The sequence below is a fragment of the Nitrospira sp. M1 genome (genome assembly GCF_965152605.1).
This window is the reverse complement of the sequence record NZ_OZ224217.1, coordinates 1,924,798-1,946,945: the sequence shown is the minus strand read 5'-3', so window position 1 is coordinate 1,946,945 and position 22,148 is coordinate 1,924,798. Positions and strand designations below refer to the sequence as shown.

Annotated in this window: 17 protein-coding genes and 1 pseudogene; 15 read left to right on the top strand and 3 right to left on the bottom strand. The window is 48.2% G+C overall.

The genetic code is table 11. The annotated features are described in order from the left end of the window. Positions 1 to 488: 488 nt before the first annotated feature. The 4 genes and pseudogenes from ACWHX8_RS08880 to ACWHX8_RS08865 all read left to right on the top strand — a co-directional run. A complete protein-coding gene (locus ACWHX8_RS08880) occupies positions 489 to 764 on the top strand; it encodes a type II toxin-antitoxin system Phd/YefM family antitoxin (protein ID WP_447971594.1) in 276 nt (91 codons plus the stop codon). Continuing rightward, a complete protein-coding gene (locus ACWHX8_RS08875) occupies positions 761 to 1,090 on the top strand; it encodes a type II toxin-antitoxin system RelE/ParE family toxin (RefSeq protein WP_447971593.1) in 330 nt (109 codons plus the stop codon). The genes ACWHX8_RS08880 and ACWHX8_RS08875 overlap by 4 nt, the downstream gene beginning before the upstream one ends. A gap of 107 nt (positions 1,091 to 1,197) precedes the next feature. Further along, positions 1,198 to 1,524: a transposase gene (locus tag ACWHX8_RS08870; RefSeq protein ID WP_447968141.1), complete on the top strand. Its 327-nt coding sequence runs from the start codon at positions 1,198 to 1,200 to the stop codon at positions 1,522 to 1,524. 164 nt (positions 1,525 to 1,688) lie between these two features. Next, positions 1,689 to 2,429: pseudogene (locus ACWHX8_RS08865) on the top strand (transposase); the annotation flags it as partial. A 72-nt stretch (positions 2,430 to 2,501) separates the two neighbouring features. Here the strand turns inward: ACWHX8_RS08865 and bioA are convergent. Next, the gene (gene bioA / locus ACWHX8_RS08860; protein WP_447971592.1) at positions 2,502 to 3,872 is read right to left on the bottom strand and encodes an adenosylmethionine--8-amino-7-oxononanoate transaminase; all 1,371 of its coding nucleotides are present in this window, start codon (positions 3,870 to 3,872) and stop codon (positions 2,502 to 2,504) included. A gap of 91 nt (positions 3,873 to 3,963) precedes the next feature. Between bioA and lepA the strand changes: the two genes are divergently transcribed. From lepA to ACWHX8_RS08815, 9 genes are all read left to right on the top strand, one after another. Continuing rightward, entirely contained in the window at positions 3,964 to 5,778 is a 1,815-nt protein-coding gene (lepA, locus tag ACWHX8_RS08855; RefSeq protein WP_447971591.1) for a translation elongation factor 4, read from the top strand. Positions 5,779 to 5,780: 2 nt separating this feature from the next. Next, a complete protein-coding gene (gene lepB, locus ACWHX8_RS08850) occupies positions 5,781 to 6,530 on the top strand; it encodes a signal peptidase I (protein WP_447971590.1) in 750 nt (249 codons plus the stop codon). 2 nt (positions 6,531 to 6,532) lie between these two features. Further along, positions 6,533 to 7,513 (top strand): D-glycero-beta-D-manno-heptose-7-phosphate kinase, encoded by a 981-nt coding sequence (gene rfaE1, locus ACWHX8_RS08845; protein ID WP_447971589.1) that lies wholly within the window; start codon positions 6,533 to 6,535, stop codon positions 7,511 to 7,513. Continuing rightward, positions 7,503 to 8,300, top strand: coding sequence for a 3-deoxy-manno-octulosonate cytidylyltransferase (gene kdsB / locus ACWHX8_RS08840; RefSeq protein WP_447971588.1), 798 nt, complete (start codon positions 7,503 to 7,505; stop codon positions 8,298 to 8,300). The genes rfaE1 and kdsB overlap by 11 nt, the downstream gene beginning before the upstream one ends. A gap of 24 nt (positions 8,301 to 8,324) precedes the next feature. After that, complete coding sequence (locus ACWHX8_RS08835; RefSeq protein ID WP_447971587.1) at positions 8,325 to 9,926, top strand: CTP synthase; 1,602 nt, start codon at positions 8,325 to 8,327, stop codon at positions 9,924 to 9,926. A 27-nt stretch (positions 9,927 to 9,953) separates the two neighbouring features. Continuing rightward, positions 9,954 to 10,793 (top strand): 3-deoxy-8-phosphooctulonate synthase, encoded by an 840-nt coding sequence (kdsA, locus tag ACWHX8_RS08830; RefSeq protein ID WP_447971586.1) that lies wholly within the window; start codon positions 9,954 to 9,956, stop codon positions 10,791 to 10,793. Between the two features lie 90 nt (positions 10,794 to 10,883). Then, on the top strand, positions 10,884 to 11,501 hold the full coding sequence (gene pgsA, locus ACWHX8_RS08825) for a CDP-diacylglycerol--glycerol-3-phosphate 3-phosphatidyltransferase (protein ID WP_447971585.1): 618 nt from the start codon (positions 10,884 to 10,886) through the stop codon (positions 11,499 to 11,501). A 36-nt stretch (positions 11,502 to 11,537) separates the two neighbouring features. Then, positions 11,538 to 12,149, top strand: coding sequence for a glycerol-3-phosphate 1-O-acyltransferase PlsY (plsY, locus tag ACWHX8_RS08820; RefSeq protein ID WP_447971584.1), 612 nt, complete (start codon positions 11,538 to 11,540; stop codon positions 12,147 to 12,149). Positions 12,150 to 12,201: 52 nt separating this feature from the next. Next, positions 12,202 to 13,581 carry a trypsin-like peptidase domain-containing protein gene (locus tag ACWHX8_RS08815; protein WP_447971583.1) on the top strand — a complete coding sequence of 460 codons (1,380 nt, stop codon included), beginning with the start codon at positions 12,202 to 12,204 and terminating at the stop codon, positions 13,579 to 13,581. Between the two features lie 19 nt (positions 13,582 to 13,600). Here ACWHX8_RS08815 and ACWHX8_RS08810 read toward each other — a convergent pair whose 3' ends face one another. Further along, complete coding sequence (locus ACWHX8_RS08810; RefSeq protein ID WP_447971582.1) at positions 13,601 to 15,697, bottom strand: elongation factor G; 2,097 nt, start codon at positions 15,695 to 15,697, stop codon at positions 13,601 to 13,603. A 550-nt stretch (positions 15,698 to 16,247) separates the two neighbouring features. On the opposite strand from ACWHX8_RS08810, the gene ACWHX8_RS08805 reads away from it, so the two are divergent. Both ACWHX8_RS08805 and ACWHX8_RS08800 read left to right on the top strand, forming a co-directional pair. Then, positions 16,248 to 18,548, top strand: a complete 2,301-nt coding sequence (locus tag ACWHX8_RS08805; RefSeq protein ID WP_447971581.1) for a serine aminopeptidase domain-containing protein — start codon at positions 16,248 to 16,250, stop codon at positions 18,546 to 18,548. A gap of 303 nt (positions 18,549 to 18,851) precedes the next feature. Next, positions 18,852 to 20,990: an ATP-binding protein gene (locus tag ACWHX8_RS08800; RefSeq protein ID WP_447971580.1), complete on the top strand. Its 2,139-nt coding sequence runs from the start codon at positions 18,852 to 18,854 to the stop codon at positions 20,988 to 20,990. A gap of 61 nt (positions 20,991 to 21,051) precedes the next feature. Here the strand turns inward: ACWHX8_RS08800 and ACWHX8_RS08795 are convergent, their stop codons facing one another. After that, positions 21,052 to 22,065 (bottom strand): methyltransferase, encoded by a 1,014-nt coding sequence (locus tag ACWHX8_RS08795; protein ID WP_447971579.1) that lies wholly within the window; start codon positions 22,063 to 22,065, stop codon positions 21,052 to 21,054. Between the last annotated feature and the right edge of the window lie 83 nt (positions 22,066 to 22,148).

Below are 22,148 nucleotides of genomic sequence, written 5' to 3'. Positions count from 1 at the left end.
TATTATGATTACTATATGCCCATAATACTCGCCATACCTCAACCAATACGAATTGGCTACGACCATACCTTGCATTGTGTTTGGATCGAAGGTCAAGCGGTACCAGACCCTTTCGAAAACCGCACAACCACGCCTTCTACTTGCGTCATCTTAGTGTGATGATTCGTCTCACCCACCCCGCCCAAGAGGAAAAATGGAGAACGGTGTTAGCACTCGGTCGAGTAGTAAAACGGGTCAAGTCACTTTTTTAATAATACTTCCTTAGTTAGCCTTTACTGGTAATACTTGCCACGGATTTAATCTACAACATACTCTGCCATTGCTAATAGACCCTACTCCTACGTTTTCTGCTTTATGAGAATTGGGGGAAAATTCTCATAAGTCCATAGCCCGTTAGATCATAGCAATGACCTTCCGAGCATCTGGACCTATAGTTCTTGGAATATCGGACCGAATATGATACGATAAAAGAACCACGGAGACACATTATGAAAATTTCTTCAGACATCAAGCCAGTCACCTACCTGAAGGCCTACGCAGCGGCCTTGTTAGATCAAATTAATGAAACGCACCGTCCGGTTGTGATCACGCAAAATGGCGAGCCCAAGGCTGTGTTACAGGATCCTCAAAGCTATGAAAATATGAGGAATGCATTGGGGCTGTTGAAATTGATTTCTCAAGGAGAAGACGATATCAAGAATCACAAAACTATGGCACAAGCAGACGTGTTCAAGAAGTTAGAAGCGCAGTTACGTGGCGCATGAAGCAGTCCTATGAGGTGATTTGGGCAAAGACCGCTGAAAAAGACTTGCAGGGCATTGTATCCTACATCGCTCAAGATGGTGCTCCCCAAGCTCTAAAAACACTCCAGAAAATCAAAAAATCTTCATCTACCCTGTATCATATCCCTCTACGTGGTCGTGTTGTTCCAGAGCTAAAAGAGCAAGGGATCTTGCAATACAGAGAATTAATCATTGCTCCCTGGAGACTTCTCTATCGTGTGTCCGGGCAAGTCGTCTTCGTAGTCTCTGTGCTCGACTCCAGACGGAATATCGAAGATCTCCTTCTTACCCGCTTCCTCACGATGTAGTCCAGTGCCTCTTCCTTCTGCAAAGAGAAAATTTGGGCCACCCTGGATTGCCTCGGTAATTGATTGGACACTTTAAATTGCGTATTTTATGGCAATTGGAGGTGTCGATGAAACTCAGCAAACACAAGCGTTGGAATGCTAGCCGGAAAGCCGAGGTGGTGCTTGTTCTACTTAAGGGGGCGTCACTGGAAGAAGTGAGTCGGCTGACGGGTCAGCCGGCGTATGTGCTCAAGAAATGGCAGGAGAGCTTCATGCAGGGTGGCGAGGCCACCTTTCATACTGGCGAGTCAGCTAAGGAGAAGGCTCTGGAAGCGGAGAACCGGTCGCTGAAAGCCAAGGTGGGGTCCCTGGTTATGGATAACGACTTGCTGTATGCAAAGATCGATCGTCTGGAGGATGGCGTCCCTTTGCACTTGAGGAAATCGAAGTGTTGAGCGAGACCTGTTCGATTTCCACAAAGCGCCGGTATGGATGGTCTCGTATATGCGATGTGTGGGGCATCCCACGTTCAACCGTATATGACTGGCTGCAACGTCGACGAGTTGCCGGGAACGCGGTCAAGCAGCGTGGCCGACGTCCGCTGGTGAGTAATGAGGATTTGATGGTCGCGATCAGGCAAGTGCTCGCTGGGTCGTCACAGGTGAGCTTCCCTGGCGAAGGGTATCGCAAGGTGTGGGCGCGACTGCGGCATCGCGGCTTGCGAGCAGACAAGGAACGGGTGCGGCGGCTTATGGGGCAACATCAGCTCTTGGCGCCTGTCCGAGGAGGGTCGCCTAACGGCCCCCGAGTGCATGATGGGTCAATTATTCCGATGGCTCCCAATCTGATGTGGGGCACAGATGCCACAGCCACGTGGACACTCAAGCAGGGCCAGGTGACCGTCTTTGCCGTCCTTGAGCACTTTACCGGCGAGTGTCTCGGCCTTCATGCAGCCAAGTACGGTACACGCCATGAAGCCTTAGAGCCCATTCGCCAAGCGGTCAACCATGTGTTTGGGACCTACGAGGCCAAAGTCGCCAAGGGGGTGCTCGTGCGCCATGATCATGGCAGTCAATATATCAGTCACGACTTTCAGGCCGAGCTAGCCTTCCTTGGCCTGGAGGCATCTCCGAGCTTTGTGCGAAGTCCAGAAGGTAATGGGGTGAGCGAACGATTCTTTCGTACGCTCAAGGAACAATTGTTGTGGCTTCAGGATTACGACGATGAAGAGCACTTGAGAGGGGCGCTGTACGAATTCAGAGAACGCTACAATGCGAACTGGATTCTACAACGCCATGCATACCGTACGCCCCAACAAGTGCGACAGGAATGGAACCGGAAGGCCAAGATGGCTTCCTAAATACGTGTCCGATTAATTGCAGGCGCTACAACCCTTACCTCATGTTTTCGTATCTGCTGTTTTTGGTAAGCCTCAGATGCGTTTTTGAACTGCTTGAATAGACTGTTCAAGAATTTTCACCATTTTCTTGAGTTCTTTTGTCGCAACACTGAGAGGAGGAAGGAGGACTAAAACGTTGCCGATTGGTCGGATAAGGAGTCCACGCTTTTGACATTCTCTTGCAACGTGATGTCCCATTCGATCTGTGAGAGGAAACGGTGTTTTGGTGTTTTGGTTTTTCACGAGTTCGATGCCCACCATAAATCCACACTGACGAATATCTCCGACTGCAAGCTCCTGCTTGAGAGGCTCGATGAGTCCACGTAGTAAATTAATCTTTTTCTTTAATTTTTTGAGCGTTTGCTCTTCATTGAAAACTTCTATGTTTGCAAGAGCGGCTGCGCAGCCAAGAGGGTTTCCCGTGTAACTATGCCCATGGAAAAACGTCTTCCATTCATCGTACTTCCCTAAAAATGCTTCATAAATTTTCTCACTTGTGAGCGTTGCGGCCAATGGCATGTACCCACCTGTCAGCCCCTTTGAAACGGCCATGAGATCAGGGGTGACTTCTTCATGCTCACAGGCAAACATTTTCCCTGTGCGACCAAAGCCAGTTGCCACTTCGTCGGCTATGAGCAACACATGAAATTTGGTACACAGGTCACGAATCTTTTTAAGGTAGCCCGGTGGGGAGGGGATGACACCTGCGACGGCTTGGACCATCGGCTCAACGACAACACCGGCAATTTCTTCATGTTTTTGTTGAAGTATACTTTCAAGTGGACTCAGGCAGCCTATCTGACAGGTGGGGAATGCCAGATCTAATGGACAGCGATAGCAGTGAGGATAGGGAATTTCGTGACTTTGAAAAAGGACATCGTGAAAAGGCTTATGAAACAGTTCAAGCCCACTGACACTCATGCCGCCCAATGTATCCCCATGGTAGGCTTGGCTCAGGTGTATAAAGGTTTGCCTTTGAGGCTGAGCCGGCTTAACTTGCGCCCAATACTGAATGGCCATTTTGAGCGCGACTTCGACTGCCGTCGATCCATCATCTGAATAAAACACGCGTGCTAACCCCGGAGGCGCTAAATCAATCAGTTTCTTGGCCAAGAGAATAGCCGGGGGGTTCGAAAGCCCCAACATCGTACTATGGGCCACGCGCTTGAGCTGCCGACGAATAGCCTTGTCAATTTTGGGATGTCGATGGCCATGGATATTGACCCAAATTGACGAGGTTCCATCCAAATACCGACGCCCTTGCGTATCAAAGAGGTACGAACCTTTCCCACGTTCAATAATCATTGGGGCTTCTTCAACCCATTCTTTCATTTGCGTAAAGGGGTGCCAGAGAAACTGGTGATCGAGGGTGGCGAGTGGCTTCTGTGTGGTATAGCGTTTCATCTTGCAGTCTCTTCCAATCCTAGGCGAGTATAGGAGTGGATATTCTCTTTTGACAACCTGGAAAATGCTTACTACAATCAGGCAATTGGAGATGAAAGACCAACCGCAGCTATCTCGAATCCGTAATTTCTGCATTATCGCTCATATCGATCATGGGAAATCTACCCTGGCTGATAGATTCCTTGAAATCACGGGAGCTATCACGAAACGAGAGTTTCGGGAGCAGTACCTGGATGCAATGGATCTTGAGCGTGAACGCGGCATTACGATTAAGGCGCATGCCGTCACGACCAAGTTTCGTGCGAGCGATGGCGTCGAGTACCTCCTCAACCTCATTGACACCCCTGGCCATGTAGACTTCACCTACGAAGTATCACGTAGCCTTGCAGCCTGCGAAGGCGCGCTCCTCTTAGTCGATGCCACTCAAGGGGTTGAAGCCCAAACCATTGCGAATGTGTACTTGGCTATTGCCAATGATCTGACCATTATTCCTGTCATCAATAAAGTTGATTTGGCCAGCGCGGATATTGAAGGCGTCAAACAGCAAATTCAAGAAACCTTAGGCCTCGATGTCAATGATACGCATTACATTAGCGCGAAAGATGGCCGGGGAGTCCCTGACGTCTTAGAGGCGGTCGTTCAGACCATCCCGCCACCAACGGGGCATTCCGATCGGGAACTGAAAGCTTTGATTTTTGATTCCTGGTTCGATAGTTATCAAGGCGCGATTGTCTTACTTCGAGTCTTGGATGGAGAAATCGTTCCTGGCATGAAAATCCAAATGATGTCAAACCAGAGAGTGTTTGAAGTCGATGAAGTCGGAGTGTTTAATCCGAAACGAACCAAAACCAAACGCTTGGGAACTGGTGAAGTTGGCTATTTATGTGCCGGCATGAAAGATCTGGCCGATACGAAAATCGGGGATACCATTACCGATGCAAGCCGACCAGCTCAAGAGCCCCTTCCTGGATATCAAGAGGTGAAAGCGGTAGTGTTTTGCGGCCTCTATACCATTGACAATGCCAAGTTTGAAGACTTACGCGATTCGCTAGAAAAGCTCCAGCTCAATGACTCCTCCTTTGGCTATGAACCTGAGACGTCCCTGGCTTTAGGATTTGGCTTTCGTTGTGGGTTCCTTGGCTTGTTGCACATGGAAATCATTCGCGAACGATTGGAACGCGAATATAACTTAGACCTCATCAGTACGGCTCCAACTGTTATTTACCGAGTCCATACCACGAAAAATGAAGTGCTCAATATTGATAATCCTGCGAAGCTCCCTGACCCCTCAATGATTGAGAAAATGGAAGAGCCGTTTATTAAAGCCACGATCATTACTCCTGAACGGTATGTGGGAAATATTTTGCAGCTCTGTCAGGAGCGGCGTGGCATGCAGCTAGGCATGCAATATTTAGATCCGACTCGTGTCATGTTGACCTATGAGTTGCCATTAAATGAAATGGTGTTAGATTTCTATGATCGTTTAAAGTCACGAACGCAGGGCTATGCATCGCTCGATTACGAATTAACCGGATACCGTCCATCAAAGTTGGTCAAATTAGACCTTTTGCTGAACGGCGAAAATATTGATGCGCTTTCTGTGATTACGCATCACGACAAGGCCCAACAACGCGGACGACAATTAGCCGAAAAAATGAAAGATCTCATTCCCCGGCAAATGTTTGAAGTAGCTATTCAGGCGGCCATTGGCAATAAAGTGATTGCTCGTGAGACCGTCGGCGCATTGAAAAAGAACGTGACAGCCAAGTGTTATGGCGGAGACATTTCGCGAAAACGAAAACTCTGGGCGAAACAGAAAGAAGGTAAAAAACGGATGAAACAGCTAGGGCGTGTGGAAGTGCCGCAAGAGGCGTTTTTAGCCATTCTCAAAACTGATAGTGACTAACGATGACGCCAACTGAAGAAGAATCCCGCAAACAGAGCGAGGGAACACTGCAAGAGCCCACTCCATCATCGGTCAATGACGAGGGCGAAGGTTCACAGAAATCCATTATTCGTGAATATGCCGAAGCAATTGTTATCGCGATTATTTTGGCTTTTTTCATTCGTGTCTTTGTCGTTCAAGCCTTTAAAATTCCTTCCGGTTCGATGATCCCCACGCTGTTAATCGGCGATCATATTTTAGTCAGCAAATTAGCCTATGGATTGCAATGGCCGACCGATTGCACCGTCTCCGTGAGCTTTCCTCCTGTCACCTGTTATTCCTCAAAAATATTGTGGAAATTTGGCGATCCGCAACGTGGCGACATCATTGTGTTTCGGTACCCCGAAGATGAAGAAAAAGACTTCATCAAGCGAATCATCGGTCTGCCAGGTGATACGATCCACACCAAAAATAAAGTGGTCTACATTAATGGCCAACCACTTCATGATGAGGCCTATACACAGCGTATTGATCCGGGCATCATTGACGGCCACATTAATCAACGAGACAACTTTGGACCGATTACCGTGCCGGAGAACTCATACTTTGTCATGGGCGATAACCGCGATCAAAGTTTAGACAGCCGGTTTTGGGGATTTGTGAAGGTCGATAAAATTAAAGGCAAAGCGTTCATGAGCTATTGGTCATGGAATGGTCAAGGTTCATGGGTTGACTGGGTTCGTTGGGAACGAATTGGAAAATTTATTCTCTAGCCATGACCAAAAAGCTTGAAGGATATATTCAGCGATTTTCCCGAGCCAAGGTGCTGGTACTTGGCGACCTCATCTTGGACCATTTCATCTGGGGCAAGGTGAATCGAATGTCTCCTGAGGCTCCGGTACCTGTTGTGCATGTGGAATCCGAATCTCTCTGCCTAGGCGGAGCCGCCAACGTCTATCAAAATATCGTGTCACTTGGCGGCCAAGCGGACCTGTGTGGAGTCATCGGCTCTGATGAAGGCGGCCATGCGTTACTGAAAGCACTCAGCGTCTACCGACGGAATCGTGGGGGCGTGGTTATTGATGCGTCTCGGCCAACCACCCGCAAAACTCGCGTGATCGCACACAATCAACAGGTCGTCCGATTTGATATTGAGGAACAGAGCGATTTGTCAGCTGCCACAGAACGGAAAGTGCTCCGCTACGTCATCTCACGTTTACCGGAAATTACGTGCCTGGTCATTTCTGATTATGCAAAAGGCGTGGCCACAGCTTCGCTTATGGACGCGATCTCTGAAGCGGCGACACGTCATAACATTCCTGTTCTTGTGGACCCGAAAGTTGAACACTTTTCCCGCTATCAAGGGGTCACCGTCATGACGCCGAATCATCTTGAGGCCTATCAAGCGGCAGGCGTTGTCGGGAATACCGATCATTCCATTGATGAAATAGGGCACATGCTCCAAACAACGAACCGTTGTCAGGCCGTCCTGATTACGCGTGGCGAACAGGGGATGAGCTTATATCAAGAGAAAAAGAAGCCGGTACACATTCCCTCGAAAGCTCGTCAAGTCTTTGATGTGACGGGAGCCGGCGATACCGTCGTCAGTACCATGGCCTTGGCCGTGAGCACCGGCGCATCATTCCGTGACGCTGCGTTCCTTGCCAATCAAGCCGCAGGGGTCGTCGTTGGCATGGTGGGCACGGCAAGTGTGACTCAAGATCAGCTCAAGAAAGCGCTACGCAATGCCTCATAGGCCAGCATCAGTCGGAGTGTTGATTCCGGCCCGTTACGGGTCATCGCGGTTTCCTGGCAAACCCTTGGCTCTATTAGCCGGACGACCATTGATTCAACACGTGTATGAAGCGGCTAGCAAAATTCCAGATATTGCTGACGTGCGAGTCGTGACGGATGATGACCGCATTGCTCACGCCATCGAACAATTTGGCGGGCGCGTCATGATTATCGATACACCATGTCGAACAGGAACGGATCGTGTTGCCAAAGCCGCAACACAGTTGGATTGTTCCGTGATTGTGAATCTTCAGGCTGACGAAATTCCTTTACACCCTTCGTTATTACGTGATTTAATCGACCCGTTTTTACAGAGTGACCATGCGATGGGAACGTTAAAACGACAGTTGTCGGCAGCAGATGACGTGGAGGACACTTCACTCGTGAAAGTCGTCACGGATACGCACCACAACGCCATGTACTTTTCTCGACTACCCATTCCCTATGTCCGCGATAGCCACACTGAAGGGGCAGAGATCGTCGTGCACTATGGCCATCTCGGAGTATATATTTTTCAACGTGAGACCCTGTTGCAGTTTGCTGACCTCCCAACCGGAATACTGGAAGATGCTGAAAAGCTTGAACAGCTTCGAGCCTTGGAACATGGGATTCCAATCCGTGTGTGGGAGACAACACATGAGTCGCTTCGAATCGATCGGCCAGAAGAACTGAAGACCGCAGAGGAGCAGTTCCTGCGGAACACTGAGCCATCACAGAGTTGTTCACCATCATCAGTCACCACAGCCTAACCACACAACGATGAATATGCCTCTATGAGTAAATTTATTTTTATCACTGGCGGAGTCGTGTCTTCTCTTGGCAAAGGCTTGGCGTCTGCATCAATCGGACAGCTGCTCGAAAGCCGTGGCTTAACAATCACGTTCCTGAAACTTGACCCGTATATCAACGTCGACCCCGGCACGATGAACCCGTATCAACATGGCGAAGTCTACGTGACGGATGACGGAGCCGAGACTGATTTAGACCTGGGCCATTACGAGCGCTTTACGTCAGTGCGGCTCAGTAAGGAAAATAATTGCACAACCGGACGCATCTATGATTCGGTGATCAAAAAAGAACGGAAGGGTGAATATTTAGGTGGGACCGTTCAAGTTGTTCCGCATATCACGGATGAAATCAAGCAGACCATCTTGCATCTCTCGCATGATGTTGATGTCGTCATCGTCGAAATTGGAGGGACTGTCGGTGATATAGAAAGTCTTCCATTTTTAGAAGCGATTCGTCAGATGCCCTTCGACGTTGGACGGGAAAATGTCCTTTACCTACATTTGACCTTAGTGCCTTTCATTAAAACAGCGGGTGAATTAAAAACAAAACTGACGCAACATTCCGTGAATAAATTGCGGGAAATCGGAATTCAAGCCAATATCCTGCTGTGTCGAACCGATCGGTATTTACCACCATCGGTCAAAGAAAAAATTGCCTTATTTTGTAATGTGGATAAAGAATCGGTCATTACTGCCAAAGATGTCGAGACGGTCTATGAAGTCCCCATTGTGTTACGGAAAGAGGGTCTCGATGAATTGATCGTGCGATCGTTGAAGCTGGAAACCGGACCGCCGAACTTACGAGATTGGGATGCCTTGGTCCAAAAAATTAAACGTCCTAAGCACGAGGTGTTAATCGCGCTAGTTGGAAAATATGTTGATTCGAAAGAATCGTACAAGAGTCTCTCCGAAGCATTGGTCCATGGGGGGCTTTCCGATGAAGCGGGGGTTCGAATTTCGTGGGTTGAATCGGGTGATGTGGAAAAGCTTGGTCCAGACCGACTCCTACAGGATGCTGATGGCATCATGATTCCCGGAGGATTCGGGATTCGCGGGATTGAAGGAAAGGTGGAAGCCATTCGCTTTGCACGCGAACGAAAGATTCCCTATCTCGGGCTCTGCCTTGGAATGCAATGTGCCGTTATTGAATTTGCACGAAATGTTGCAGGTTTATCCAAGGCCAATAGCTCAGAATTTGATGACGCGACTCCCGATCCAGTTATTCATTTGCTGCCCGATCAACATGATGTTCAGAATTTGGGCGGCACTATGCGATTGGGAGCGTTCCCGTGCCGGGTCGTGAAAGACACACTCGCCCATCAGGTATACGGGAAAACGGATGTCAGTGAACGTCATCGACATCGCTATGAGTTTAATATGGCCTATCGTGAAACCTTAACGTCTCAAGGCCTGGTGTTGAGTGGGTGCTCTCCTGATAATGCCCTGGCTGAAATTATCGAATTGCCTGATCATCCCTGGTTCGTCGGCACTCAATTTCATCCAGAGTTCCATTCTCGGTTCCATCACCCTCATCCGCTCTTTACGGCATTTATTGGAGCGGCCTTGCAACGAAAGTTTGGGCGCTAACCGCGTACCACTGAAAACCACGAGACAATGACGACACAACGAGAAGTACACATTGGGCCGTTCCAAGTTGGAGGTACGCAACCGCATTTCCTGATTGCAGGCCCATGCGTCATTGAAAATGAGAAACTGGCAATTGAAACAGCCATGAGTGTGGCAGAGATCACCAAAGATCTTGGTATTCCCTATATTTTTAAGTCCTCATACGACAAGGCTAATCGAACGTCAATTTCCTCATTCCGAGGATTAGGACAAGCCAAGGGACTTGCAATACTTAAAAAAGTCAAGGAAGAGGTGAAGGTCCCAATTTTGACCGATGTTCATGATATCCATGAAGTCCCACGCGCAGCAGAAGTAGTCGATGTCCTGCAAATTCCAGCATTTTTATGCCGACAAACAGATTTACTGATAGAGGCGGCAAAAACCGGACGTGTGGTCAATGTGAAAAAAGGACAGTTTCTGGCCCCAGTCGAAATGGGAAATGTGGTCAAAAAGCTCGAAGAAAGCGGTAGTCACAACATTCTCTTAACAGAACGTGGAACGTCATTCGGGTATAATAACCTGGTCGTGGATATGCGGGCTCTTCCGATTATGCAGCAATTTGGCTACCCCATTGTGTTTGACGCGACTCACAGCGTGCAATTGCCAGGAGGCGGGGGAACCCACTCCTCAGGTCAACGGGAATTCGTCGCGCCGCTGGCTCGAGCCGCTGCCGCCGTCGGGTGCCATGGGTTTTTTATGGAAGTCCACCCGGATCCAGACTCTGCCCCTTCAGATGGCCCCAATATGGTGCGTCTATCGGACTTGCGAGCATTACTGGTAGAATTACTCACTATCTGTCATGCTGCAAGAAAGGGAGCCGCATCGTAGCCTCAGGAGTTTTTACAATCTCACTGCCGCTATTCTCCTCCGGCCCCTTGAGTTGCCCGTAATTTGCTCACAGGGAGATGTGTGGTATTTATGTCATCCTCAGAGGTTGTCAAGATAAAGCCTTCCGTTGATCATCCTCACGCGAAAGAAGCGTACTTAAACTTACCCAACTCTCTCACACTTTCCCGCATTCTTCTCATTCCCGTTTTCGTCTATTTATTCTCAACCCCCACTGACGAACGAGCCCTTGCAGCCGCTTTCGTTTTTGCCATCGCGGCGCTGACTGACCTCCTGGATGGCTATGTCGCACGACGTCGTGGACAGATTACCAACCTAGGGAAATTGCTTGATCCAGTTGCCGACAAGCTGCTTGTGGCAGCAGGCCTAGTCCTATTGGTTCAATTTCAACGTGTCGGGGTTTGGTTGGTCATTGCCATCATTGCGCGGGAAATTATTGTGACGGGAGCGCGGGCCGTTGCGGCACGAGAAGGATTTATCATTGTTGCCGACTCACTTGGAAAAGTTAAAGTCGTTTCTCAAATTTTTGGCATTATTGCATTGATACTTCAAGATGCCATCGATCTTCCATTTGTTTCCTTGCACGAGTTAGGGACTTGGCTCTTATGGGCTGCATTATTTTTCGCAGTCGTTTCAGGCACAAAGTATATTGTTGAAGTATTACGAAAAGTCGGTCCGCAGTACTTATAACGTACAACACGGCGCCTGATCATATCGGTTGCAGCTATGGATGTAACGTGGATACAGATCGCTCTCGTCCTCGCCATCGCATATGGTGTTGGGTCAATACCCTTCGGTCTGTTGGCTTCTAAAATCTGTGAGACCCAGGACCCACGGACCACCGGAAGTGGCAATATTGGATTCACAAATGTGCTGCGAGTATCGGGCAAGAAGGCGGGCATTATCACATTGATTGGTGATGCCGGAAAAGGGTTTCTCGTTGCCTGGCTTGCACAGCGTTACCTTCAAGAGGAACTCGTGGTTTTACTCGTTGCAGCAGTCGTGGTGCTTGGCCATATATTCTCTGTATTTCTCAAATTTCAAGGAGGGAAAGGGGTTGCGACAGCCTTGGCGGCAATTGGAGGCCTTCATCTCTGGCTGGGGCTCACTATGACCGCCGTATGGCTCTTGTGTGTCTGGGGGTTTCGGTATTCATCTGGTGGCGCGATCGCAGCATTTCTGACGTTGCCACTCTTTTCATTTTTTGTCTTTTCGCAATCTTTCTCCTTTGTTTTATTTTCCATTGGAATCAGCATTCTTGTGCTTTTTCGACATAAAGAGAACATGAGCCGCTTGCTCTCAGGGACAGAAGGTAAGCTTGGCATGCACTCTAGTTGACATAATATTACTTATCAGACGTAATAAAAGAGTGAAATATCCAATGATTTTTATGAAATTTCCTCACAATCAGCTTATTACATTAAGTATTCTGAGCCTTTTCGTACTACTCACAACAAGCATCGCACGTGCGGAAGTTGATTCAAGCGAGTCTGAAATACGTGGGCTGCAAGTATTAGAAGATATTCAGAATTCCATAGCCGCGCTTGTTGAACGCGTAACACCAACGGTCGTCAATATTTCTCCGGTTCGTAAGATTGGGATGTCACGCGGCCTCTCAACACAACGCGTACCTGGGACTGGGTCTGGCGTCATTATTAGCGACGATGGATTTATTGTCACGAATAATCATGTGCTTGGCGACGATACATCGGAAGCTGAGGTCCGCTTGTCAGATAAAACGAAAGTCTTTGCGAACGTTGTCGGACGAGATAAAGATACTGATATCGCCTTATTGAAAGTCGATGTCGACCGAAAGCTCTCCAATGCCGTGTTTGGCAACTCAGCAATTTTAAAGGTTGGTCAATGGGTTCTCGCCGTAGGAAATCCTCTCGGACTAGACCGGACTGTGACGCTTGGCGTAATAAGCGGCATTGGCCGCGAGCGGCTCAATCTGTCGAAATATGAAAATTTTCTGCAAACTGATGCAGCGATTAATCCTGGAAACTCTGGTGGACCGCTATTTAATTTGCGAGGGGAAGTGATTGGTATTAACACTGCCATTATTCATATGGCACAAGGGATTGGGTTTTCCATTCCTTCCGATATGGTTGCACGCATCGTCAGGCAATTACAGGCGCATGGTCGTGTTGTCCGTGGATGGCTTGGCGTGGGCATTCAACCCATGACGGCTGAACTCGCGAAAAAATTTCATGCCACCAAGGGGGAAGGCGTGCTTGTCAATGAAGTCTTCGAAGATGAACCTGCCCATCGTGCAGGCATTCTTCCTGGCGACATTATCACAACAATTGAGGGGAAACCTGTTCATACCCCAAACCAATTATCCCGCTTCGTTGCGCAGGTGGGACCAGGTGAAACGGCTACAGTCACCATCATTCGCGACGGTACGCCAGCCACGATTATCGTCGCCATGGGAGAGCGTCAGAAAAAACCCGTGACCGCCTCACTGCCCCTGCATAAAACCGACGTCACCCTCGGTATCGACGTGCAAGCCTTAACCGCAGCGTTAGCCGAAAAGTTTGAATTAGAGGAACAGGCTGGAATTTTAGTTTCTCGAGTCGAGAGTGGAAGCTTGGCCCATTCGGAAGGACTGAAAGAAGGAGACTTAATTACCGAAGTGAATCGACGACCCGTACGATCAGTCAGTCAATTTTCAGAATCTCTTGATAAAGTCACGCCAGGAGAAACCATTTTATTGCGAGTCCTTCGAAAAACACGTGCCTTCTTCGTCGTCTTAAAGACGCTTCAGTAAGCGGTATCAGCATGCTCCACTAGGACGAAACTTCTGCCATATCTTTTTTATGTTCGCCAACAATCTTCAGTATCTGTTCTCTGGGGACTTCCTCATAACCTAAAAACTCCATGATATAACTCCCCTTTCCCGCCGTCATCGATGTTAAGGCTGAGGCATAGTGGAGAATTTCCGCAAGCGGCGTCACGGCTTTGACGATTTGATGATGGCCTTTCGTGGACATCCCTTGAATCCGTCCTCGCCTGGCATTCAAATCGCCGATAATCGTTCCCACCATGTCATCGGGAATAGTAACCTCAAGAGTCATCATTGGTTCCAACAGCGTTGGCTGCGCCATTTCCATCGCCTTTTTGAAGCCCATGGACGCAGCGACTTTGAATGCCATTTCCGATGAATCGACCGGATGATGAGAACCATCATAGACCGTCACTCGAATATCGACAACAGGGAAATTGGCGACCGTTCCATGTTGCATCGCCTCAATAATGCCTTTTTCAACAGCTGGAATGAAGTTCCGTGGAATGGCCCCTCCTACGATTTTGTTCTGAAATTCAAACCCTGCGCCATGCGGAAGGGGGTCAAGTTGCAACCAGCAATCACCATATTGACCATGCCCCCCTGTTTGCTTCTTATACTTACCTTGGGCTTGCGCCATACGCTGAATCGTTTCTTTATAGGGAATTTTCGGTGTATGAAGATTGACCTCGACTCCATACTTTCGTTTCAATTTTTCCAAGGTGACGTCGATATGTGTCTGCCCCACTCCGCTAATCAGCATTTCTTTTGTCTCTTCATTCCTCAGAAATTCCAATGATGGGTCTTCTTCAACCAGTTTGTGCAATCCAACGCTCACTTTATCAATGTCCTGCGTACTTTTTGGTTCAAGGGCAAAGGACATCACCGGTCGTGTCAATTGAGGCGATGAATACTGAATCTGATGTTTTTCTTCACATATAGTATCGCCCGTCTGCGTGTCTTTCAATTTCGCAATGGCGGCAATGTCCCCTGCATATATATTCCGTGTCTGGGAAAACTTCTTTCCCAACGCCCAAAATATATGTCCACCTTTTTCCTTTGTTCCTTGTGTCACATTAAAAAACCCTGAGTCTGCTTGTAAGGCACCGGAATGGACGCGCACATACGTTAGCCGGCCCATAAACGGATCGATCGTCGTCTTAAAGACTTTTCCCGAAAATGGTTCGGAGGCATGCCCCTGTCGGATAAGAATTTCACCGGTATGAGGATCTTTCCCGCTGATCGGATGAGTGTGAGACCAATCGTCTGGAGATGGCAAATAATCATGAATCGCATCCAAGAGCAAGGACGTTCCGACATTATGGAGAGCCGAGCCACACAACATTGGAATACTGCGTCCCTCTAATGTACCCAACGTAAGCCCCTCGACAATTTCTTCATCCGTCAAACCGCCATCCGCCAAATACTTTTCAACAAGTTGATCGTTCGTCTCAGCAATCTTCTCAATCAGCTGCCGGCGAGCGTCCTCAATCTGAGCCATGCCATCCGAAGACAATTCCTGGTTTTGAATTTTCTGGCTACTCGTATTTGAAGAAATAATGGTTCGATGAATCAGATCGATAACCCCGTCTCGCGTTACATCCGTTCCGGCTGGAAGAGTCAGGGGAACCCCATTGATTTGCAAGGCTTGACAGCAGCGCTGATTGGCCGTCCCAAAGTCCACTCGTTCTTTGTCCAAACCATTAAGAAAGAGAAGGCAGGGCATTCCTCTCTCCAAGACATGGTCCCATATTTTTTCTAATTCACTTTTGACTCCATCCTGAGCATCTACCACCATCACCACGCTATCCACTGCCGCGAGACACGACTTCACCTCACTCAAAAAATCAAGAGCGCCTGGGGTATCGATCACATTCATCCGTGTGCCTTTCCATTCAAATTGAAGGAGGGAGGCACTCACTGAATGGTGACGATGAATTTCTTCGTGCTCAAAATCCGAAACCGTATTTCCCTTGACTGTCGTACCCATGGAGTCAATCGCATTGGCCGTATAGGCCATCGCTTCACTTAATAGAGTTTTACCTGAACCTGGAGCAGCGATAAGCGCAACATTGCGGGTGGGCTGGCTAGCATTGGTCATAATGAAGCCTCCTAAATGAAGTTTGTGAAATTCTAGGGATCGGCACACAACGAGTCAATGGATAGTGACGATTCACGCTGTCAAATACCACCACGTGCATAACGTCACGACGTCATGATCTCGACAGACCACAATGGATGTATGGTAATCGCGCGGAGAAGAAACATGAGGATCGGCAATATATTCCTAGGAATAACCAGGTATTTTGAAATGTTGTACGGCAATTGTCCTCACATTTTTTGCTGGCATAGAGGTTGCTCTACCCCATCTGTAGTTACATAAATTTTTCTTTATGTTGTCTTGCCAATCATACCCATTCATGCTGCTGACAGAGTAAAAGACAAGAGTTAACGATACCCGTTCTTCCCCCCTCTGTTTCATACATCATACCCCCTCTAACTTGTTGGCAGATCGATCTGTCGTGCGGATAGGCTTTGCCTTAATTGCAAGTAAAAATAGCTAGGTATAAATAACGGAAACCATTTAACAACGAGGTGCGGAAATGCATTCCATGATGTCTCCAAAACGTTTAGGTGCAGAGGGTCAAGATATGCGATCACACATCGCCCACACACAAGCGTCTTCCAGTGGTTATCACAACATTCACGTTTCACTTGAAGGGAATGGGGCCTCGTGGAAAGGACACGTGGACACGATGACTCGCTCAAGTCTTCGCATGGTGATTGAAGGATATCCGCTAGTCGTGATCTCTCAGTCGCTACACCTGCAATTGCAATCACCATGGTCTGAGATTTCAATCGAAGGTCATATTGAGCGAGTGACCCCCTTGGGCCACACACCTGAAGTGCGCTGGTCACGAGTTCAGCTCGATATTGCCTATGAGCGTCTCGATGATTTGAAGTGGCATCGAGTACAACGTACGTTACGACGCCTTTCATCTACAGGCTCTTCCGTTCTGTTACGAGGCACGCTTGTTTCATCTGACTCGAACGATTGCTTATGGAAAATGGAGTCAGGACAAATTACCGCAGGCCCTTACGCAACACATGATGTGACACAAGAACGAGCCGCTCGGATTATTGAACAACTCCCACAAAGTATGCAGCCTGATTCCATCAAAACACATGTGTCTGCACAGGTGTCAGCTCCAGGACAGAAGATGAAACAACCTGAGTCGCAAGACATTCACATTGTCAGCAGCCCACTGGAAATTCCTAATGCTCATGGGCATCTGGTTCGCGCCTACCATGATACTCCGAAATCCCCGCTGCCCCCTGGGAGCCCGGTGATCATTATCTCTCCAGGGTACGGGGAAACGAAACGTGAATACATTACCCTCGCGTATTATTTTGCATCAAATGGATTCCATGTCATTCGATACGACCACACCAACCATGTCGGTGACAGCGACGGCGAACATGTCGACACGACCTTATCCACCATGCACGAAGACCTTGAAACCGTCTTACAGTATGCCGCTCAAACCTGGCCACAGAGCCCACGCGGCTTAGTGGCGACAAGTCTGAGTGGAAGAGTCGCGATCAAAGCCACAGCGCATCAGGCCAATGTTGATGTATTGATTCTCATCACACCCATTATCGATATCCAACATACGCTTCACGCGGTTCACCAAGAAGACCTTGTTGGGAACTATCAAAAGGGTGAGAGAAAAGGAATATCGAATATATTAGGGTTTAATGTTTCAGTTACACATTGGCTGGCGGATGCTATCAATGGAAATTTTTCAGATATGACGTCAACAATTCAAGACGTCGCAGCCATTCGCACGCCAGTGGTTGTCGTGAGTGCCGAATGTGACGCATGGGTACAACACGATTCCCTCAATACCGTCATAGCTGGCTTCCCGCAGCAACGCCCTGACTGGTACGTCATTCCTGGCGGTCTTCATCGAATTCTTGAAAACCCCCGCAAAGCCAAGCTGGTCTATCGGCAGATGACGGCGCATTGTCAAGCAACATTCAACGTCTTGCCCACGCAGCCCCAAATCATTGAACCAACAAGGAAAGCGATTGGCTTACAAAATAAGAGAGAGCGAGAGCAAAAGAAAGCCGAACGTATGGCAGAACAACTCTCAGACTTCTGGAAAGATTACCTGGCTCATTTCCACCACATTGTCAATTATGGGGACTATCAACAATTACTGAGTCATATGGTCAAACTCATGGGCCCCCTGTCATCTGGCGAAACGATTCTTGACGCAGGTTGCGGAAATGGAAACTTTGCGCCATTCTTCTACCTGCACGAGCAACTGCCCCGCCATTTGAAGCAGGAGGAATTGCCACGACAGTTTCGGTATGTTGGAATAGATTTCGTTCCAACCGCGCTGCAACAAGCGCAAAAAAATCTTCAGACAGTGGTTTCTCGTCATCAGTCAGACCGCGTGGATATTGAGAGCACGTTTTCCTGTACAGACTTAAACCAACCTCTCCCATTTCACAACAACACATTTGATAAAATTGTTTCCAATTTAGTGCTCGGGTACCTCAATGATCCTCTTGCAACATTACGTGAGCTGTTTCGAGTGCTTTCACCAAATGGCACGCTCGTACTCAGTAACCTCAAACCAAACTCTGACCTTTCGGTCATTTATACCAATTCTGTTCAAGAAACCACTGAAGCCGTCGAAGTGGAAGAAGCCAGAAAACTGTTAAGTAATTCTGGGAAAATTCGGCAGGCTGAAGGCGATGGGATCTTTCAGTTTCATGGTGAAGAAGAACTTCGCTATCTCTTGCAACAAATCGATCCCACAGTGACACCCGAGGTGTACAGCACGTTTGCCAATCAAGCGTATATTGCGGTCATTAAAAAAAAATCTCTCTCAACGTCAAGGCCGGCGGTTTCCAAAACGACGTTCGCGAATGCCGCTTAGCCGCAAACGACTCACAAGTCTCGCGCACAGGATCTCTTTCTAAGGTGTTTCCGCCTCCCCAAGGGAACAGCCGGAGAATTCCGTGAATTCTCCGGTCGCCAGCCCCTCCCCCATTGCTCCCCCTTGGCAAGACCTTTGTAGAGTGCTACAGTAAGACTTCTTCTCGCACTTATTCCATCTCGCCTCATCCGGCTTTATTCACGGGTATGTACCAATCGCGTCTTGAGCGTCGCTCATGATGGCGAGGGTTTGTCGTACAGTATCACCTCATTTCTCATGAATTTTTACGCATTTAGCAGTCTGATGAATGGGCTTCTAGGCTCAGGCCTTGGTCTATTTTTATATTCCCGCGCACCACAGAATCCAAAGCATCAGGCGTTTGGCATCTATTGCCTCAGTCTCTCAATCTGGAGTTACTTCTACTGCGCGTGGCATCTTACTGACTCTGAAGAGACGGCTCTACTTTTAGTCCGCCTCCTGATGGCTGGGGCGATTCTGATTCCCATTACCCACCTGTATCATGTCCTGACATTTTTGGGTTTATTCAATAAACATCGTCGCTTACTTCTGGCAGGCAGTATCCTCACCCTCCTGCTGCTCCTGTTTGACTTCACTCCTCTCATGGTTGATCGAGTCGAGGGGCAGATGGGCTTTGCCTACTGGCCACGGCCAGGCATCGTGTTTCCCGTGTTTCTTCTCTGGTTTATCTTTTCGCTTACCTATGCCACGTATTTGTTTGCCAGAGCCTACCGAAATACAAAGGGCATGCGCCGCAATCAATATTTAGTCTTAATCACCGGATCATTGATTGGCTGGGGTGGCGGTGCGAGCAATTTCCCCTTGTGGTATGGCGTTCCTCTCCCCCCTTACGGAACGATTCTCGTCAGTTTGTACTTTGTCGCCATGGCCTTTTCACTCATTCGGTATCGAATTTTTGATTTTACGCTTGCCATCGAAAAAAGCGTCACATTCCTCTTTCCCCTTGCGGTAATTGCCCTCCCAGCGTTTGCCGTATTCCTCTATGCACAAGAGGTGTATTTCCAAAAAATTAATTTTGAATTTTCCGTGGTTTTACTTGTGGTGGTGACACTGCTCATCATCCTTGCCTATCGCATTATGTCCTGCCTCCATATCGCCGTTTCTAAGACCTTGTTTCGTGAACGTCATGATATGTACGAGGCCCTTTCACGATTTTCCAAATCACTCGTCACCAATTTAAAACTCAAGCCACTTACTCGAGAAATCGTTCATATGCTCGGACAGGTCATGGGTATTCAGCGTGTAGTCTTATACTTAGTGGAAACCGAACGAGGTGGATTTATCCCGATGTCCCAATTTGGAATAGACACCAATACGGAGCAGTTGCCCAGGCTGACGTTTGAGGATCGCCTACCCAAACATCTCACGACCGTGCAAGCTATTGTCATACGGGAAGAATTAGAAGACGCCTCTGAATCGTCTCCGTTACACGAATTGAAAGCGGACCTTGAAGCCAGAGGCATAGACGTCTGCCTTCCGTTAATGAACAAAGGACGTCTCCTCGGGTTTTGCGCATTGGGGCCGAAGACCTCGCTGGCATCCTATACGTCACTGGACATTGACCTCTTAACCACATTGTCACATGAAGCCGCCATTGCGTTAGATAATGCGCTGCTCTATGAAGAACTGAAGCGATCACAAGCCTTAGTGAGACGAACGGATCGACTGCGCTCGCTGGAAACCATGGCCGGTGGCTTAGCGCATGAAATCCGAAATCCTCTTACGTCAATTAAGGCCTTTGTGGATTTAGTGCCTGAACGCGCCACCGACAAGTCGTTCGTTACACGATTCGGACAAGTGGTCAAAGAAGACGTCTTACGGATCGAACGATTAACCAAAGAAATTTTAGACTATGCTCGTCCGGCGGAACCATTCTTGAAATATGAAGATATGAACGAAATTATCGAATCCTGTTTATATGCCTTACGCGTTCGGGCCTCTCATGAAGTGATTGTCATTGAGACCGACCTCGCGCATGATTTACCAACCGTCTACGTTGACCGTCAGCAAATTAAACAAGTCCTTCTCAATCTCTTTTTAAACGCTACAGAATCCATGTCAACCCGTGGAGGCACCCTCACGGTTCGCAGCTATACTGTCTCGCAAGACGATGAAAAATTTTGGGTACAGATTGAGGTACGAGATACCGGAGCCGGGATTGCCCAGAATGACCTTGAACATATCTTCGACCCATTTTTTACGACAAAACATCATAGTGAAGAACATGAAGGGACAGGATTAGGTTTGGCGATCTCGCATCAAATCATTCAAGAACACCATGGACATGTTGAGGTGAAAAGCGAATTGGGAAAGGGAGCAACCTTTTTTATAAACTTGCCGGTACCGGACCGTTCTGCTCAGCTTGTTGGCAATGCAGAAGACATGTCGCAACTCTCGTCTTGAATAACACGTCGCATTCAAAAAGAGAAATGAAAATAATGAGGAGGCAGATGATGGAATTCGGTTATCGGAATGCGTGGATCAACATGCCATCCCAATCTCCAGTTCCCTTTTGAAGAGCGGTCATTCCCGGACGTACATAGCCAGATTTTTTAAGCCATGCCTGAATATCAACGGCACGATAGGTATTACCACTTTCCGTAAATAAGAGCATTGTCACGGCAAAAAGGTTAGTTTCTGCTGGTCGGAGCCCATGGTTATCCAACAAAAAAGTATCTTGAATATACAGTCGCCCCCCAGGATTGAGGTGGGAACGAAGTCGACGAAAAAGTCGTGTATTGATCGATGCTGAATAGATATGAATAACATTTGACAGCCAAATGATATCATAGGTGCCAGGGATAGGATCTTTGAGGAAATCTCCTGAGTGATAGGCCAGTCGCTTTCCATGTCGAAGGGGGGCGGCAATCTCTTTTGCAACCTCAAGTGCTCCAGGTCTATCCAACAGTGTAGCCGATAACTTCGGATTCTTGGCTAAAAATTCCAACGCATAGGTTCCTGGACCACCCCCAACATCCAATAAGGATTTCGCCTGTGTCAGCTTGAGTTGCCTCGCAACTTGACGAGCAGAGTCCAGGGAACGTTCATGCATGGCCCAGCTAAACACTCGACGATATTCAATAGACTCAGGTTCCTTCTCAACGATTGCTTGACCAGTTTTCACGGATTGCGTCACGTGAGTCCAGTCATCCCATTGCTGACGCATCAGCTCAAGATAGGCGCCGCGATACTGCGGGCTGTGGCGATTCAAAAAACGCTGCGCCACATTTCCACATTGATAACGTGTGTGTCGTTTCTGAAGCAACCCTGCACTCGCTAAGTTTCGACAGAGAATATCCAGCCCCCGTTCACTCACCTGAAGGGTTTTCGCCAAGGACTTCACCGTCCAGAGCTTTTCCCCCATGACGGAGAACAGTTCAAGGTCTAACGCTGTCAACATGATCCGAGGTAATCGAAATCCAAAGAAAGCATCACGGAAATCTTCAAAATTTCGAATACGTGTCGTTGCGGACATCATAAGGCATCCTTGTCATCGGTGAGCATTGAGCCGATTGGTTTCTACAGAGGCGAACGGAAGAATCATATCTCTCGCATTTCGCC

Bases quoted from the DNA above. Each gene is read 5' to 3' on its own strand.
- ACWHX8_RS08880 (WP_447971594.1), top strand. From the start codon at position 489: ATGAAAATTTCTTCAGACATCAAGCCAGTCACCTACCTGAAGGCCTAC.
- ACWHX8_RS08875 (WP_447971593.1), top strand. From the start codon at position 761: ATGAAGCAGTCCTATGAGGTGATTTGGGCAAAGACCGCTGAAAAAGAC.
- ACWHX8_RS08870 (WP_447968141.1), top strand. From the start codon at position 1,198: ATGAAACTCAGCAAACACAAGCGTTGGAATGCTAGCCGGAAAGCCGAG.
- bioA (WP_447971592.1), bottom strand. From the start codon at position 3,872: ATGAAACGCTATACCACACAGAAGCCACTCGCCACCCTCGATCACCAG.
- lepA (WP_447971591.1), top strand. From the start codon at position 3,964: ATGAAAGACCAACCGCAGCTATCTCGAATCCGTAATTTCTGCATTATC.
- lepB (WP_447971590.1), top strand. From the start codon at position 5,781: ATGACGCCAACTGAAGAAGAATCCCGCAAACAGAGCGAGGGAACACTG.
- rfaE1 (WP_447971589.1), top strand. From the start codon at position 6,533: ATGACCAAAAAGCTTGAAGGATATATTCAGCGATTTTCCCGAGCCAAG.
- kdsB (WP_447971588.1), top strand. From the start codon at position 7,503: ATGCCTCATAGGCCAGCATCAGTCGGAGTGTTGATTCCGGCCCGTTAC.
- ACWHX8_RS08835 (WP_447971587.1), top strand. From the start codon at position 8,325: ATGAGTAAATTTATTTTTATCACTGGCGGAGTCGTGTCTTCTCTTGGC.
- kdsA (WP_447971586.1), top strand. From the start codon at position 9,954: ATGACGACACAACGAGAAGTACACATTGGGCCGTTCCAAGTTGGAGGT.
- pgsA (WP_447971585.1), top strand. From the start codon at position 10,884: ATGTCATCCTCAGAGGTTGTCAAGATAAAGCCTTCCGTTGATCATCCT.
- plsY (WP_447971584.1), top strand. From the start codon at position 11,538: ATGGATGTAACGTGGATACAGATCGCTCTCGTCCTCGCCATCGCATAT.
- ACWHX8_RS08815 (WP_447971583.1), top strand. From the start codon at position 12,202: ATGAAATTTCCTCACAATCAGCTTATTACATTAAGTATTCTGAGCCTT.
- ACWHX8_RS08810 (WP_447971582.1), bottom strand. From the start codon at position 15,697: ATGACCAATGCTAGCCAGCCCACCCGCAATGTTGCGCTTATCGCTGCT.
- ACWHX8_RS08805 (WP_447971581.1), top strand. From the start codon at position 16,248: ATGCGATCACACATCGCCCACACACAAGCGTCTTCCAGTGGTTATCAC.
- ACWHX8_RS08800 (WP_447971580.1), top strand. From the start codon at position 18,852: ATGAATGGGCTTCTAGGCTCAGGCCTTGGTCTATTTTTATATTCCCGC.
- ACWHX8_RS08795 (WP_447971579.1), bottom strand. From the start codon at position 22,065: ATGATGTCCGCAACGACACGTATTCGAAATTTTGAAGATTTCCGTGAT.